This is a genomic window from Mucilaginibacter paludis DSM 18603, from assembly GCF_000166195.2.
Taxonomy (GTDB): Bacteria; Bacteroidota; Bacteroidia; order Sphingobacteriales; family Sphingobacteriaceae; genus Mucilaginibacter; species Mucilaginibacter paludis.
On record NZ_CM001403.1, the window covers coordinates 2,765,649 to 2,781,391 of the forward strand.

The following is a 15,743-nucleotide window of genomic DNA, read 5'->3' on the forward strand; positions in this document are numbered from 1 at the left end:
CATTTTTATGAAACGGAAACTCTTTTTTAGCTTATGCCTATCCCTGCTGGCAGCTATAAGCTCCGCACAGGAACTTGTCGTCGACCCACTTACTTCGGCAGCCATTGCCGTGGATGCCTCGACGATCAATGGGCAAATGAAAACCACGAATAATAATCTGAGCCTGATCTCCAAAGGGCAATTGGCCGTTACCAGCCAGCTTGTGATCGTAAACGACCTGCAAAACAAGATCTACAAAGGATTAAGCGAGGTCGCCTCGGTGATCAACAACGTGACCACCATCAAGGAAATAGCGGACTGCGGCACTGACATTGTGAACGATGTAGAGCAATCCATTACTTTGGCCCAATCCGACCCGGCACTGTTACTTTTTGCTGAACAGGGCGCTCGGGACTTTGAAACCAGGGCAGCAACATTGGCCGCCGATGTAGGCGCATTCGTCTTAAAAGCCGATGGAAAAAACCTGATGGATTCGGGGGAACGCGGCAAACTGCTCAACCATATCGCAAACGAGATGCGCATTCTCCGGGGGATCGCCTACGGCATGCAGCGGGCGATGTATTGGGCGAAGATGAAGGGTTTGTGGCAATCGCTCAATCCCTGGGCCACCTGGCAGAATATGGATGTCAGGATTGCCAACGATGTGTTAACCCGTGCTAAATACTTGAAACGATGAAAACCATTATCCTTTTTCCCTTATTGTTTTTGCTGTTCTTAGCCCACCGCGCTCGTGCGCAGCAAAGCACGCTCGATATAGCGGGTATCCACCAGCTCATTGATCAGTCTAAATCGGAACATACCCTGCAAGTGGATGCCCGCAACCAGCAGGCCGTTAATACGGCAAACGAACAAGCCAACCTAACCTTGCTCGGCAAAATGAAGAACATGTACCGCACCCTGCAACAACGGTACAACATGCTCGGCACAGCGATCAACATAGCGGACATCGGGATTTATGCAACGCCGATGGTTGAACGGATCATCAACAACCAATCGCAGATCATTTCGCTGGCACAGCAAAACCCGGCGGTGATTACTTTAGGGTATCAGACAGAAATTGAGTTTGCAGAAAAAGCGGAAAGCCTCTTAGGCTATGTTTCCGGCCTCGTCTTGTCGCTGGGCGATGTTAACCAGATGAAAGCCTCTGACCGCAAACTGCTTTTTGATTACGTCATTTCTGAACTGAGCCGCTTGCAGGAACTGTCCGGCAATATGCTCCAACTGCTTCAGTACAATAACCTGGCCTCCGTCATCAAAAACCTGAACCCTTTACAGGGTTTTATTAATCAGGATAAAGCTATCGTGGGGCGTATTATCCAAAATGCTAAATACCTGAAGCAATGAAAAATCGATTTTTATTTATCCTTTTATGTTTCGCTTTCCACCTTTCACCTTGCAAGGCGCAGCAATATGTCGTTGACGAAAGATACCTAACTTCAGTATTGGCGAATACGAGTGTACGGAACAGCGCCGAAACCACTCATCATAAGTATCTCGGAAATATCAACAGCAATCTGAATACGGTCAACACCAATGCCAGTACCGTGGTCGCGGCACAAACCATCATTTATAACAGCCTGTCTAATGTAAACTCCGCACTAAAAGATGGCCTGGCTATTAAAAATATCACAGCTATGACCAGCGATATTATTTATTACCTGGGCAAGACGGCAGAAATAGCCAGGAATGATCCCGCCCTGCTCTTATTCGTTTCACAATACCAGAATTACATGGGGCCTCATATCACCGCCCTTGTCAGTGATATTTCCGGCTTTGTACTCAAAGAGGGCGATAATATGCTGGCCGACTATAATGCACGCGACCAATTGCTGCGCAAGATCACCCAGCAATTGCAGATCATCGACGGACTGGCTTATGGTGCCTGGAGCGCGATGCATTGGGCAGCCGAACGCGGCGTGCTGGCTTCGGCCAATCCTTTCGCCAACTGGATCAACAAAGACAAAAACTTTGCTGCTCAAATTATTATCAACGCTAAGTTTTTGCGGCAATAGAAATTAACAACCCCGCAAAATCATTGAATACCGATAAATAACAATTAACTCATTCAAAATATTCAAAACAATGAAAAAACAGGTAATGATCTTCGTTTTTATCCTGATGATTTCAGCTTCTTACGCACAGTCTGTCATCAAGGATGATGCCGTTGACAATCAAAGCCAGCGCATGGTTTTCCAGCAATGGGATCAAAATAAGTTCTACCCGAAGCCCGGATTCCTTAGCCTGAATCCGTATTACTGGCTGGTTTGGGGATTATTCGACCCCAACTATCATAAGATTGATTTAAGGCCTCTGAGTGCAAGCGGCCCGCAAACGCAGCGCCTCGCTTTGGTCAGTTCTATGAACACCATCGATGGCAATTACAAGCTCAATTCGGATACTGTCCGCAATACCGCCTTATCCCAGATCGCTAATACTTCAGGGGTAGTTTCCGGTGCTGATCCATTGTGGTTACTATATTATAATCAGCAGTTTCAGCCCTTGCTGAACTATTCGGCTTCCACTATTCTCAGCCCTTTACCCGCCCAGGTCAGCACAAAATTGGTTTCGGAAGGTATTTATGATTGGTACACCAATGAACTGGCTATGCTGAAGGAACGGGTGCAGGCCGCGCATAGCACGGACATGGACAGGGGTTCGCGCATCATGGCCTATTACCGGCTTTTGAAAGAGTACCGCGTATTGGCGGGAGTATGGGCTATCCGAACGTCAGCAGCACAAAAAGGCATTAACATGACCGTACAACAGCAGCAACTGCATACCGGGCAGGCAACGATTCCCGGATGGACTCCGAATACCGATGTACAGATCGCCAATGGTGTTTTAGCCAGGCGGCAGTATTAACCTAATTAAAACTTGATGATGAATAAAAAAAGATTGGCAGTGCTGGCGATATTATTATTGACCGGCACTTTTTGTTTTGCGCAAACCGCAACTGTGGATACCAGCGCCTATAAACAGTCCCTGCAATTCCTGCAAGGCGACGGTGTTTATGAAACCGGCGTGATGGCTTTTCTTACCGGCCTCAAAGATTCCATCTGGACACACTTTGATTTATTTATTACGGATGCTAAGGCATTGGCGGCCATTTTCATGATCATATTCTTTTCGATCAAAAGTTATGAAATGATGGTAGGCGACAAAAAAATGGAGATCATGCCGCTTTTGCGGCCTTTTGGTTTGGCTATGATCATTTTGTGGTGGGGCACATTCGTGAAGGTCGTCGAATATCCCACTAAAGTCATTGCCAGCACCACTTCAGAAATGTTTGAAAGTGAACAAAGCATCGTAGATGACCTGCGCTTTCAGCGGGCGAACCTGATGCTGGCGGTTGCCAATTCCCTGTATACCTTCCAGGCACAGACAGAAGTGGCTGAAAAGGAAAGCGATACATGGTACGGGCAGGCGTGGGATTCCGTAACCAGCACGGTCAAAGAAGGAATTTCCACCGTTGTGCAACCCTTACTGGAATTAAAGAACCGGCTGACGGTCGGTCTGCAATTATTATTTACCCAACTATTGGAGATATTAGGTATCTGGATACTCCGAATTTCGGTATATATCATATTCATGATCCAAATTATCTATTCGAGTATTTTGATCATCCTCGGCCCGTTCTCCGTAGCGGCCAGTATCCTGCCTGCATTCCGGGACAGTTTCACCACCTGGATTGCACGGTTTATTTCGGTGAGCCTCTATTCCGGGATCGGCTATTTGATCATGTACCTCTGCGGCCTGATGCAGGAATACGCTTTGCAATCCGAGATCAGCAAGTACCAGGTATTAGTCGGAACGAATGGTACAGCCGCGGATATGGCAAAAATGGCCGTTTTTGCGGGTAACGGCATCTTATCATTCGGAACGGTGATCGTGGTATTCCTGATCGGTGCCGTATGTATGTTTACCGTGCCAAGCATTTCGACGTGGATCATTTCTACTTCGGGTATCAGTTCGGCAACTTCCAGCTTTGGGCGCGGTGCTGCTACCGTTGCCGGGGTAGCCCGAAAGGCATCCGGCTCTTTCCTTTAAGCAGTCTCCCTTTTCATTCACCGGGCTGCCCTTAACCGGGGCGGCCTTTTTTATTCCCTCAATTTTATGATCGTCAAAAATATAGAAGCCAAAATACGGCTGGCTACTTACATCGCTTTCGGCGGCCTGCTCACTGCCTTGCTGATGGACGTTGCAGGCATGGCTTATGCCTACAAAATGGTCAGTAACGCGCAGCGCAGCATTTATATCCTGGATAAAAATATCCCTATCATGGCTACACAGACCGATATAGCTATGAATCGCCCAGCGGAATACCGGGCAGACGTTGACCTTTTCCATTCGCTGTTCTTTTCCCTAACGCCTGATGACAAATACATCGAATACCAGATCAAAAAGGCGATGTACCTGATTGATGAATCGGGGATGCAGCAATACAACAACCTACGCGAGAACGGCTACTTCAATTCTATTCTTTCTTCCAGTTCAGTACTCACGCTCCAAACCGATTCGGTGGTGCTGGACATGGCCGCCAGGCACTTCCGTTATTACGGCAAGCTGAAGATCGACCGGCGCAGTTCCACGGTCGTGCGCTCACTTATCACCGAAGGGGGCTTAAAGGACATTCCGCGCAGCGACAATAATCCTCACGGCGTACTCATCACCAATTGGAAAACCATAGAAAACAAAGACCTGTCTGATGCTCAAAAAACTAACTTCTAACCGGGATCCCAAGGATACCCTGTTAAGCGAATTAAAAAAGGAGTTTGGCAGCTATTATACCAAGGCAGCAGGCAAAGGGCAGCATTTTGTTGACCGTTTTCCACGCTTTGTATTCAGCAGCATGATCGTATTGATGCTGGTTTCGGCTGGCTTGTCCTTTACCGTGTTCCGGAATAAAGAGCCGGTGATCAATAAAAAAGCCCCCGCAGCACAAAAAAGCAGCTCATTGACCACAGGGTTAGGACAGTTACTGCAAACAGGCGAGTCGCTCCGCGAAACCATTGCCCTGAAACGGCAGGTGGATAGCCTGATCGCAAAAAAGACCCTGACCAACGCGGACAGCGCCGCGCTCGAAAAAGCGCTGGATAAGCTCCAACAATTAAACAAACAATTTAAGCCATGACCATCAATTTAAAACAACCCAAGTATGTTTTGCCCATGCTCGTGCTGCCATTCCTGCTTTTGTTCTTTGCCGTGTACCACAGCAGCGCGGGCAAAAAAAAGCCGGATGTCCAAAAAACAAATGCCATCAATGCATCCGTAGGCGACGTCGCGCCATCGATCAAAAAGAAGCGCCTGGACGGCAAACTGGACGCTTTTCGCAATACCTATAAAGACGCGGACGGATTGACCGCCGTTAACCCGATACCAACCGAACAATCGGGCGGCGCGGCTTATGGCAGTAAGTACAGCGACCGGGAAAAGAAAACGCTGGATTCGATCAGCCAGGCTATGAAGCAGAAATATGCGGCCTTAGCAGTGCAGGGCAAACGAAGCGCAAAACCACCCGGTGGGATTTCTACACAGGATCAGGCCTTAGCCAAGGCACTGAATACCTTGCAGCGGCAACGGGAAAGCGCTGCTTACCGCAACAAGACCACACCGCCTCCAAAGGAAAAAGACCCGCTGGAAATATTTAAGCAGCAAATGGCCTATATGGACAGCGTCGGTAAGTTGAACGACCCGGCTTATAAAGCGGAAAGGCAGAAAAAGGAAGCGGAAACAAAGGCGAAGGCGGCGGCTAAACAGGCCATAGAAAATACACTGGCGGTCAGTAAGGCCGATTACGCCTCGTCCGATTTCAATACCGTGCTGCCGGAACAACACCCCGGATTGATGACGGCAGTGATCGACGAGAACGTGACCGGCTACGCCGGTTCCCGCATCCGGCTGCGTTTGCTCGAAGATATTAAGGCAGGTAACGCCCTGGTCAAAAAGGACACGTATATCTACGCGCTGATCAGCGGATTTTCCGGCCAGCGGGTAACGCTCACCATCAAATCCATCCTGTACAACGGTCAATTATTACCCGTTAAGCTGGATGTGTATGATATGGACGGACTATTGGGCCTTTATGTCCCCTCATCGCAATTCCGGGACTTCACCAAAGACCTCGGCACCAACAGCATACAAGGGGTGAGCATCGACGGCAATTCCCAGAACGGCAGCCAGTTCCTGATGAGTACCGCCGACAAGCTGTTTCAATCTACCTCTACCGCCATAGCATCGGCCATCCGCAAGAACAAGGCGAAGATCAAATACAATTCTTACATCTATTTAATTGACACCCACGCGCAAACCGCGCAATAACTCTTAACCATGAAAAAGCTGATCATTTTAACCGCTATCATTATAGCGGCACTGCAATCCCATGCCCAAAAAATAAATTTAGCCGATGGTGTCCGTAAGAACGACCTGCCGGTCATTTACCTGCCGGACAGCCTTTCAGTGCATTTTATCTCACCGGAGCCGATACAGTACGTCGATATTTCCAGCAACAGCATCGCGGGTGACCTGCCAGTTAAAAATGTGCTGCGAATCAAATACCGCACAGATTCGGCGAAGCGCGTTTTTCCGCATGATGCGGTCGTCACCATCGTCGGCGAAAAGTTCATGGCACAATACCATGTCATTTATTCGGCAGAACCGCAGGGCGGCGCTGTTCAGACTGATATAGAGATCAATCCTGCCGATACGCGCCCGCTGGACTTTCCCGGTATAAGCCTCTCCCAACCGGAACTCAGAAAATATGCTTTCGGGATATTGAATAAAAAGCCGGAAAAACACCTGGCGCACAGTAAGGCCTACGGGATCAAAGCCAACCTGAACCATGCCTATACGCTCGGCGACTACATCTTTCTTGACCTGAGTTTTGAGAACAGTACGAACCTTAGCTATAGCATAGAGGGCATCCGCTTTAAGATCAATGATAAAAAGGTCAATAAGGCAACTACAGTGCAATCCCTGGAGATCAGGCCGGATTTTACCCTACTTACCGTTCCCGCCTTTAAAAGACATTACCGCAACGTCTTTGTGTTCAAAAAATTCACTTTCCCCGGCAACAAAGTGCTGCAAGCAGAAATGAGCGAACAGCAGCTTTCCGGCAGGGTGATCACGCTGGGCATCACCTACAAAGATGTGCTGGAAGCCGACACCATTACCTTACCCTAATTTTTTAAGCCATGATCACAGAACTGGAAAAATTGCAGCGCAGGCTGGCCGGCCTCGACCCCAGCCTATACGTCCGTTTACAGGACGAGCGGCAAGTAACCGAATACCTGAACAGCTTTCTGCGGATACCGGAACCGGAAGAAGCTTTATGCAACGTGCTTTCAGGCTCCTGCTATGAATACCTCGACAGCCTGATGGAAGAAGAATTTGAAGAGGAATACCTGCGTTTCAGCAGTGCGGGTATCCTGACCTACGAGCTGATCAACCTGGTGCTGGTCTGCGCTCCGGTGTTCCAGGAGTACAGCTTTCCAGAAAACGAGGATGACCGGATGCTGCGCTACGCCATCATCGGCACCGTTGCGGAATACCTGAAAGGAGGAATGGAAAATGGCCTTTAATCCTTCAGAAAAAATGGCCGGGAATATCGAGGCCATCCGCATTGCCCTCACCTGGGACAAAAAGCGCGCATTCAGCGAACAAGAGTTGGATACCTTACGGGCGTATGCCGGTTTCGGCGGGTTGCGGGCCGTCTACTTTCCTTATGGTGAACGCGAAGAATGGATAAAACGCAATGCCTCGGATAACGATTTGCGCCTTTACCCGCAGGTCATGAAACTGCACGAACTATTAAGGCAACACTTGTCCGAAGCCGAATATAAACAGGCGGTAGAGGCCATGCGTCAAAGTTCCCTGACAGCCTTTTATACCCCGGCCTTCGTACCGCAGGCGATTTACCAGGCATTAAAGTCACAGGGTATTGCACCCCGTAAATTATATGAGCCAAGCGCGGGCGCTGGTGTTTTTATAGACGAAGCCATTAAACTTTTGCCTGCCTTAACGCAGGTCAGCGCAGTAGAAAAGGATATATTGACCGGCAAAGTCCTGGAAGCGATAGCCAGCAGCCTGCCCGTTCCTGCGGCTGTGCAGATCAAAGGGCTGGAAGATACGTCCGCTGCCGAAAAAGGGCAGCATGACCTGGTAACAAGTAATATCCCGTTCGGTAATTTCTCGGTATTTGACCCGGCATACGCCAATAGCGGCATCACTTCCAAAATTCATAATTACTTTTTTGCCAAAGGACTGGATAAGCTGGGTGATGGCGGCATCATGGCTTACCTGACCACCGATGCTTTTTTAAATAACCCGTCGAATGAATTGGCCCGGAAACATCTGTTTACCTCTGCCGACCTGATCAGTGTTTCGGTATTGCCGGATAACCTGATGAAAGAGATCGCCAATACAGAAGCACCCAGCCATTTGCTGATCGTTCAGAAAAATGACCATAAGGAAAGTTTTTCCAAAGCCGAAGAATTGCTGTTGACAACGATGGAACTGCGTAATGAACACGGTGAGTTCACGATGAATGCTTACCTCGTAGGCCGCATGGAATTGCTGTTGGGCGACGAAATAGGTGCAGGCAGGGATCAGTACGGCAATGCTTCGCAAATGCTATGGCAGAACGGCAGCTTAGACGACTTGCTGCAACCTTTACAGGAGCAGATCATTACCGGTTTTCAGCAGCACTTTGACCATGCCAAATGGGAGGCATTGCAACAAGGTTGGCAAAAACCGGAGGCCACGGCTCAGGATTTATACCCCTCCGAAACGGACAAGGCAAAGCAGTTTACCTTTCTGCCCGTACCTGAAGACAAAGGGGGAATCATGACTGTGCAGCTGGGTCTGTTTGACCAGGCCCCGGCACAGAACAACAACCGGGCGCAGGCTTATTTATCGGATGTTGACGCTGGAATGGTGGAGGCTTATACCGCACGCCTGATCAGCACGATCAAAACGACCGACCGGCCAGACCATGAAAGCCTGGTGATGATCACGGCCAAAGCGAAGGCCAACAACCGCTACCTGTATAAATTATACAGCAACGTGGCCGAGATCAAATTTCCTGCTAAGTGGTTTAACGGGAACGCCCTGAGTTATGAACTCAAAGCCCTGGCCGCCAAACTTAAATACTTTGGGCATGATTACCGCTACGAGGGCGACCAGAGCCTGGAATCCGCTTTTGCCCTCGGGGCCGACCGGGTGCAGCCCTTTACTCATATCAAGCCTTTTTATGTTAAGGACACCTTAGTAGTGCATTTGGGTAAGGCGGGCCTGATTGACACACCAAACCGGGACAGGGCTGATTTTAAACCATTCGAAGAGCAAAAACACACGGAGTTTTACGGAATGTATGTGCGCCTGCGAGATAACTACCTTGCATTGTCCGCACTCGAAAGCGAAACCTTGCAGGAGCAGCCTGTCCAGCGGGAACATCTGAACCAGGCTTATGACGCGCTGCACGACAGGTTCGGTGAACTGAATAAAACCAATAACCGCGCACGCGTTTTAGCGGATGCAGCCTTCGGCTTCTTGTTGCTATCTTCTTTGGAGCGCAAGGAAAACGAGCAATGGATCAAAGCAGACATTTTTAACGGGCCGGTGTTCCCTCAGCAAACCGAACTGAAAACCGATGACCCTGCCGAGGCCCTGGCACGTTGCCTGAATGACAAAGGCGGGGTTGACTTGTTGTATATCATGCAGGCTACCGGCCTCGGTGAAAGCGAGGTGATACGCGGGCTGAACCAGCATATCCTGCTTAACCCGGCTACGCTGCAATGGGAAACCACCGATGCCTATCTGTCCGGCAACGTAGTAGAAAAATTAAGGGTAGCTGAAGCCATTGTCAAAGAAAATCCAGACGACCTGCAATTAGCGCGCAGCCTGGCGAACATCACCAGGGTACAGCCGGAACCTATCCCTTTTGAGCTGCTTGATTTTAACCTCGGCGAACGGTGGATACCCCTCGATTATTACGAGCGTTTTGCCACTGACCTGTTCGGCTCTAATACGCAGATCGAATATTTTAATTCGCTGGATACCTTTAAGGTAAACTACCGCTATGCGACGGCGGCCATGTTAGCAGAATATACTATTACCCCGAAGCAGGGTAATAAAATGTACCCGAACAGCCTGCTTGAACATGCGCTGGAAAACACCTCGCCCTATTTCTCTTACAAGATCGGTGACGGCGAGGATGCCGTCCGCGTGCCGGATAACGATGCGATCCAACTGGCGCACCAAAAAGTAGAGAGTATGCGCGCCCGCTTCCTGGAATGGCTGAAAGAACGTCCGGACATTGAAAAACAGCAACTGGAAAAACTGTACAACGACACTTTTAATTGTTTTGTGCTGCGTGAATATGACGGCAGTCATTTAAAATTCCCCGGCCTGGATAAAAAAGCCCTGGGGATCGACGATTTATACAGCTCACAGAAAAATGCCGCCTGGCGCACCATTCAAAAAAGGGGGGCTTTGATTGACCATGAAGTAGGCTTAGGCAAAACGCTCACCATGATCGTCGCCGCGCAGGAAATGAAACGGCTGGGTATCGTTCATAAGCCGGTTATCTTAGCCTTAAAAGCCAACGTTACGCAGATTGCCGATACCTACCGCAAGGCGTACCCAAATGCAAAAATATTGGCACCGGGCGAAAATGATTTTACGCCTGCTAAACGCCAGCAGCTTTTCCACCAGATCAAGAATAATAATTGGGACTGTATTATCCTGACCCATGACCAGTTCTTTAAAATACCCCAATCACCCGAAATACAAAGGGATATTTTTCAGGCCGAACTGGATAATATTGAGATGGACCTGGATACACTGGCAGACCTGGGCGGCGAGATTAGCCGCCGGATGCTCAAAGGGTTGGAGATCCGGAGGAATAACCTGCAAACCAAGCTGAACGGTGTCCTTTATGCCATTGAGAACCAAAAGGACGCGGGCATCCACTTTCAAAGTATGCACATCGATCATTTATTTATCGACGAGGCGCATAAATTCAAAAACCTGTTGTTTAGTACGCGCCATAACCGCGTGGCGGGTCTGGGCAATCCCGAAGGCAGCCAGCGGGCGTTGAACATGCTGTTTGCCATCCGCACTTTGCAGCAAAAATTTAACAGCGACCTGTGTGCCACGTTCTTATCCGGCACACCTATTTCCAATAGCCTGACCGAAATGTATTTGATCTTTAAATACCTCCGGCCAAAAGAAATGGAACGGCAGCGCATCGAGAACTTTGATGCCTGGGCTGCGGTCTACGCGCGAAAAACCACTGATTTCGAATTTTCCGTAACCAACCAGATCGTGGCTAAGGAGCGTTTCCGTCATTTCATCAAAGTACCGGAGCTGGCCCTGTTTTATAACGAGATCACCGATTATAAAACGGCAAAGCATATCCAGTTGGACAAACCGGAACTGGATGAAACGCTGGTTAACATTAAGCCTACGCCTGACCAGGAAGACTTTATTGCCGCCCTGATGAAATTTGCAGAAACGGGTGATGCCACGCTGATAGGCCGTGCGCCGTTGACCAATGAGGAAGATAACGCGCGGATGTTGATCGCCACCAATTACGCCAAGAAAATGTCGGCGGATATGCGCCTGATCAATCCTGATTATGAAGACCACCCGGACAACAAGGTGAACGTCTGCGCCCGCAAAGTGCAGGAGATCTACCATGAAAGTACGCCGCACCGGGGTACGCAGATCATTTTTTCAGACATCGGTACTCCCAAACCGGACGCGTTCAATATCTATGATGCGCTTCGCGATAAGCTGGTCAATGATTTTAACATCCCGCGTGACGAGATCACCTTTATCCATGACTGGACGGACAAGCAGAAACCGGAGTTGTTTAAAAAGATGAATAACGGGCAAATCCGTATCCTGATCGGCAGCACCGAGAAAGCCGGAACTGGGCTGAACGTACAAAAGCGCGTCATTGCGATGCACCACATGGATATACCCTGGAAACCAGCCGAACTCGAACAACGCGATGGCCGTGGGGCCAGGCAGGGGAACTGGTTGGCAAAGACCCATTATGGCAATAAGGTGCGCAATTTCATCTACGCAGTCGAGCAATCGCTGGACAACTATAAGTTCAACCTGCTCAAAAACAAGCAAACCTTTATTTCACAGATGAAAAACTGCGAGCTAAATGTGCGCACACTCGACGAGGGTGCAATGGACGAGAAAAGCGGAATGAACTTTTCAGAATATATCGCCATTCTTTCCGGCGATACTTCACTGCTGGAAAAAACAAAGATCGAAAAGCAGGTCGCAGTTTTGGAAAGCTGGAAGTCCACACATTTTAAAGAGGTGGCCAATGGCCGGTACAAGCTGGAATCGCTGGAAAAAGAACAGGCTAAAATTAGTGTCACCCTTGAAAAGCTGGTTATTGATGCCGCATCTTATAGCGGGGTTTTACAGCACGACAAAGACGGCATTAAGCTGAACCTGTTAAAACTTTCGGGCCTGGCCTCGACAGATCCGGAGGCAATGGGCAAACACCTCATTGAGCTCTACCGCAAATGGGAGCCCAAACGCGACGAACCGGATAACCGTCAGATCGGTAGCCTATATGGTTTTGACCTATACATCCGGCGGGAACGCGAGACATTTGAAATGGACGGCCTGTTTCAGTCGAGGAACTTTAACAGCCTATATGCAGAAAGTCCGCAGACGGGTATCAAATACATGCAAAGCAACGGTGCGCCGAACGTGGACAATCCCAAACTGGCAGCGCGGTATTTTCTGAATGCGATTGACCGGGTAAATTCCTTAAAAGAGAAATACCAGAGTGATCTCACCGGAATTAAAAAGGAAATACCCCTATACCGCGCCATAACGCAAAAACCATTTGAAAAGGAGCAGGAACTGCTGGAAATGAAGCATGAACTCGCCCGTCTTGAAAAAGAGATCTCCGCCAAAATCCAGGCGAACCAAATGAAAGGCGGCGAGGCAACCATCGAACTACCGGGCGAGGCTATCCAAGCCGATGACAATATCCGTTCCATCCGGCCCCCGGAGGATGACGACGACGAAACGGAATACCGCAGCACCGGTATTGGCCGGTAAGCCGCAGCAACACATTCACCCTTATAAGACAGCAATCCAATGATCCATTTCGAGCATATCCGGTGCCCCCTGCATCGCTATACGTTTACAGTCGGGCCAATACGCCGTTGGGTGGAAAAGGAATGCGAAGGGAAAGTGCTGAACCTGTTTTGCGGCCCCACCCGTTTGGCCCTCAATGAAATTCGGAACGACCTCAACCCGGACATGCCAGCCGATCACCACCTCGACGCGCTCGAATTTCTGCGCACCTGGAACGGAGAAAGATTTAATACCATCCTGCTTGACCCGCCGTATGCCTACCGTAAAAGCATGACTATGTACCAGGGTATGATATGCAGCCCGTTCAGGCAGCTTAAAGATGCTATTCCCGCTTGTCTTTATCCGGGCGGCCTGGTGATCACCTTCGGCTACCATTCGGTGGTCATGGGCAGAAACCGTCAGTTTGAACCGGAAAAGATCGCTCTGTTCAGTCATGGCGGCGCGATACATGATACCATTGCCACCGTCGAGCGTTACGTTCCGACCCAATTGAGCCTGCCACTTACCTAACAGTAAATTAGGGAAGACTGCCGGTGGCAGCCCTCCTGACATCCTTAAAAATCAATCAACATTATGGAGGAAACCCATGAGCAGCACAAACTGCATGGCTTTATGCAATGCGCCATTTATATTTCCATAGCACTCGAAGCCAGCTTGTTTATTTATCTAAAAGCCCCGTTCTGGGGCTTTTTTGCTAAAGCGTTAATCAAGATCAGCCATATCGCGATCTATCATGAATTGTTTTACAGCAAGCTGTCCACGTTGTTGCTGATCTGCCTGGTCAGTATAGGCACACTGGCAAAAAAAGAAACTGACCTTGACCCCAAAAAGCACATCGTTTACCCCTTAACAGCCGGGCTGCTTTTATTCTTCGGCAGCCTGCTGTTATACAATCGTCCCTCCGGGCTGGCCTTTGCCTATACCAGCTGGTGCAACCTTTTTTATATGATTTGTTCATTTGCAGGGGCATTGATGACCAGCCTGGCGATGGATAATGTTTCCAAACTCATCCGTTCCGGTCTGGGCAAGGATGTGTGGAACGTCGAAGGTGAAAGCTTTATGCAGCCGACCGTTCCGGTGAATACGCGCTATTCGGTCAATATCCCGATGCAGTTCTACTTTAAAGGCAAGGTCAGGGACGGCTGGATCAACATTGTCAACCCCTTCCGGGGAACGCTGCTGATTGGTACGCCCGGTTCTGGAAAGTCCTACGGTATCGTTAATTCGTTTATCCGGCAGATGATCGCTAAGGAGTTTTCGGCGGCCATTTATGATTTCAAGCACCCCGATCTCGGAAAGATCGCCTATTACCAATACCTCTTAGCTAAACAGCAAGGCAAATGTAAAAAGCACAGTTTCCACGTCATTAATCTGACTGACGTGGAGCGAAGCCGCAGGGTGAACCCCTGGCGCAGCGAGTACCTGCGGACGCTGGCAGATGCTTCCGAAAGCACAGAAGGCTTGGTCGAAGCGATGAAGAAGGGTGACCGGAGCAGTGGCAGTGACCAGTTTTTCACACAATCGGCCATTAACTTCTTATCTGCCTGCGTTTATTTCTTCAGCAAGTACAACGGAGGCAAATATTCCAGCTACCCGCATGTACTGGCTTTTCTGAACCGCTCTTACGATGAGATATTTACCACGCTGTTTACTGAGCCGGAACTGACCTCGTTATTGTCGCCATTCCGCAGCGCCTACCAGATGCGCGCCTTTGATCAATTGGAAGGACAGGTAGGCACCCTGAAGATATTTATCAGCCGCCTGGCAACCAAAGAAACCTTTTGGGTGTTCTCCGGCGATGACTTTAACCTGAAAATATCGGACAAGGAAAATCCGGGCATCCTGGTGTTAGCCAATGACCCGGCTACGCAGAGCATCAACTCGGCCTGCTACTCGGTGATCATGAACCGCGTGACCCAGGTCATCAATTCCAAAGGGAATAACCCGGTCGGCCTGCTGATCGACGAAGCCCCAACCTTGTATACGCACAAGATCGAAAACCTGATCTCACAGGCCAGGAGCAATCTTTCGGCGGTACTTTTAGGCTTGCAGGAATTGCCGCAGCTCAACCAGCAATACGGTAAAGATACCGCTGCTACCATCACCTCGGTAGTCGGCAACCTGCTGTCCGGTTCAGTGCGCAACAAGGAAACTTTGGAGTGGCTGGAAAGGCTATTAGGCAAAAATAAGCAGATCGGCGAAGGATTGTCCATTGACCGCAACAAAACCAGCACCTCGCTGAACGAGAAGCTGGAATCCCTGATACCGGCCGGTAAGATCGCTTCGCTGAATACCGGGGAAATGGTAGGGCTGATCGCCGCCGATGTACAGGAGATCTTTACGGGCAGGTTTGAAACCTCTGCCATCAATTGCCGGGTAAACCTGGACCGCAGGGAGATCGAGGCTGAAGAAGCCAACTACAAAGACCTGCCTGTGTACTATGACTTCGCTGGCAAAAAGGACGAAATCCTTTTACAGAACTTCTTTAAGATCAACCGGGAGGTCGAGGAAATTATAAAGCAGTTCAAACCCGCCGTGCCGCCACCAGTGCCGCCTGCCAACAAGGGCAGCATGAACATGACCTACAAGAAAAAAAATCATTAACCCTT

13 protein-coding genes are annotated in these 15,743 nt (G+C 49.4%); all 13 read left to right on the plus strand.

The annotated features are described in order from the left end of the window. Positions 1–7 precede the first annotated feature (7 nt). Positions 8–676 (plus strand): hypothetical protein, encoded by a 669-nt coding sequence (locus tag MUCPA_RS11560; RefSeq protein ID WP_008506553.1) that lies wholly within the window; start codon positions 8–10, stop codon positions 674–676. After that, positions 673–1,344 (plus strand): hypothetical protein, encoded by a 672-nt coding sequence (locus MUCPA_RS11565; protein WP_008506554.1) that lies wholly within the window; start codon positions 673–675, stop codon positions 1,342–1,344. Before MUCPA_RS11560 ends, MUCPA_RS11565 begins: the two co-directional genes overlap by 4 nt. Next, on the plus strand, positions 1,341–2,012 hold the full coding sequence (locus MUCPA_RS11570) for a hypothetical protein (protein ID WP_008506555.1): 672 nt from the start codon (positions 1,341–1,343) through the stop codon (positions 2,010–2,012). The genes MUCPA_RS11565 and MUCPA_RS11570 overlap by 4 nt, the downstream gene beginning before the upstream one ends. Positions 2,013–2,082: 70 nt before the next feature. Further along, entirely contained in the window at positions 2,083–2,862 is a 780-nt protein-coding gene (locus MUCPA_RS11575) for a hypothetical protein (RefSeq protein ID WP_008506556.1), read from the plus strand. 15 nt (positions 2,863–2,877) lie between these two features. Further along, positions 2,878–4,047, plus strand: a complete 1,170-nt coding sequence (locus tag MUCPA_RS11580) for a plasmid transfer protein (protein ID WP_233276860.1) — start codon at positions 2,878–2,880, stop codon at positions 4,045–4,047. A gap of 66 nt (positions 4,048–4,113) precedes the next feature. Then, complete coding sequence (traK, locus tag MUCPA_RS11585; RefSeq protein WP_008506558.1) at positions 4,114–4,728, plus strand: conjugative transposon protein TraK; 615 nt, start codon at positions 4,114–4,116, stop codon at positions 4,726–4,728. Next, positions 4,706–5,131, plus strand: coding sequence for a hypothetical protein (locus tag MUCPA_RS11590; protein ID WP_008506559.1), 426 nt, complete (start codon positions 4,706–4,708; stop codon positions 5,129–5,131). Before traK ends, MUCPA_RS11590 begins: the two co-directional genes overlap by 23 nt. After that, positions 5,128–6,318 carry a conjugative transposon protein TraM gene (gene traM / locus MUCPA_RS36005; protein ID WP_008506560.1) on the plus strand — a complete coding sequence of 397 codons (1,191 nt, stop codon included), beginning with the start codon at positions 5,128–5,130 and terminating at the stop codon, positions 6,316–6,318. The genes MUCPA_RS11590 and traM overlap by 4 nt, the downstream gene beginning before the upstream one ends. A gap of 9 nt (positions 6,319–6,327) precedes the next feature. After that, positions 6,328–7,179: a conjugative transposon protein TraN gene (gene traN, locus MUCPA_RS11600; protein WP_008506561.1), complete on the plus strand. Its 852-nt coding sequence runs from the start codon at positions 6,328–6,330 to the stop codon at positions 7,177–7,179. An 11-nt stretch (positions 7,180–7,190) separates the two neighbouring features. Continuing rightward, positions 7,191–7,577, plus strand: a complete 387-nt coding sequence (locus MUCPA_RS11605) for a hypothetical protein (RefSeq protein WP_008506562.1) — start codon at positions 7,191–7,193, stop codon at positions 7,575–7,577. Continuing rightward, entirely contained in the window at positions 7,567–13,095 is a 5,529-nt protein-coding gene (locus MUCPA_RS11610; RefSeq protein ID WP_008506563.1) for a helicase-related protein, read from the plus strand. Before MUCPA_RS11605 ends, MUCPA_RS11610 begins: the two co-directional genes overlap by 11 nt. Before the next feature lie 204 nt (positions 13,096–13,299). Then, positions 13,300–13,644: a hypothetical protein gene (locus MUCPA_RS36965; RefSeq protein ID WP_233276861.1), complete on the plus strand. Its 345-nt coding sequence runs from the start codon at positions 13,300–13,302 to the stop codon at positions 13,642–13,644. A 63-nt stretch (positions 13,645–13,707) separates the two neighbouring features. Further along, positions 13,708–15,738 (plus strand): type IV secretion system DNA-binding domain-containing protein, encoded by a 2,031-nt coding sequence (locus MUCPA_RS11620; RefSeq protein WP_008506565.1) that lies wholly within the window; start codon positions 13,708–13,710, stop codon positions 15,736–15,738. The last annotated feature ends 5 nt before the right edge of the window (positions 15,739–15,743 follow it).

Excerpts from the sequence above, each read along its gene's own strand:
- MUCPA_RS11565 (WP_008506554.1), top strand. The coding sequence starts at position 673 with ATGAAAACCATTATCCTTTTTCCCTTATTGTTTTTGCTGTTCTTAGCC.
- traN (WP_008506561.1), top strand. The coding sequence starts at position 6,328 with ATGAAAAAGCTGATCATTTTAACCGCTATCATTATAGCGGCACTGCAA.
- MUCPA_RS11610 (WP_008506563.1), top strand. The coding sequence starts at position 7,567 with ATGGCCTTTAATCCTTCAGAAAAAATGGCCGGGAATATCGAGGCCATC.
- MUCPA_RS11570 (WP_008506555.1), top strand. The coding sequence starts at position 1,341 with ATGAAAAATCGATTTTTATTTATCCTTTTATGTTTCGCTTTCCACCTT.
- MUCPA_RS11575 (WP_008506556.1), top strand. The coding sequence starts at position 2,083 with ATGAAAAAACAGGTAATGATCTTCGTTTTTATCCTGATGATTTCAGCT.
- MUCPA_RS36965 (WP_233276861.1), top strand. The coding sequence starts at position 13,300 with ATGCCAGCCGATCACCACCTCGACGCGCTCGAATTTCTGCGCACCTGG.
- traK (WP_008506558.1), top strand. The coding sequence starts at position 4,114 with ATGATCGTCAAAAATATAGAAGCCAAAATACGGCTGGCTACTTACATC.
- traM (WP_008506560.1), top strand. The coding sequence starts at position 5,128 with ATGACCATCAATTTAAAACAACCCAAGTATGTTTTGCCCATGCTCGTG.
- MUCPA_RS11620 (WP_008506565.1), top strand. The coding sequence starts at position 13,708 with ATGGAGGAAACCCATGAGCAGCACAAACTGCATGGCTTTATGCAATGC.
- MUCPA_RS11560 (WP_008506553.1), top strand. The coding sequence starts at position 8 with ATGAAACGGAAACTCTTTTTTAGCTTATGCCTATCCCTGCTGGCAGCT.
- MUCPA_RS11605 (WP_008506562.1), top strand. The coding sequence starts at position 7,191 with ATGATCACAGAACTGGAAAAATTGCAGCGCAGGCTGGCCGGCCTCGAC.
- MUCPA_RS11580 (WP_233276860.1), top strand. The coding sequence starts at position 2,878 with ATGATGAATAAAAAAAGATTGGCAGTGCTGGCGATATTATTATTGACC.
- MUCPA_RS11590 (WP_008506559.1), top strand. The coding sequence starts at position 4,706 with ATGCTCAAAAAACTAACTTCTAACCGGGATCCCAAGGATACCCTGTTA.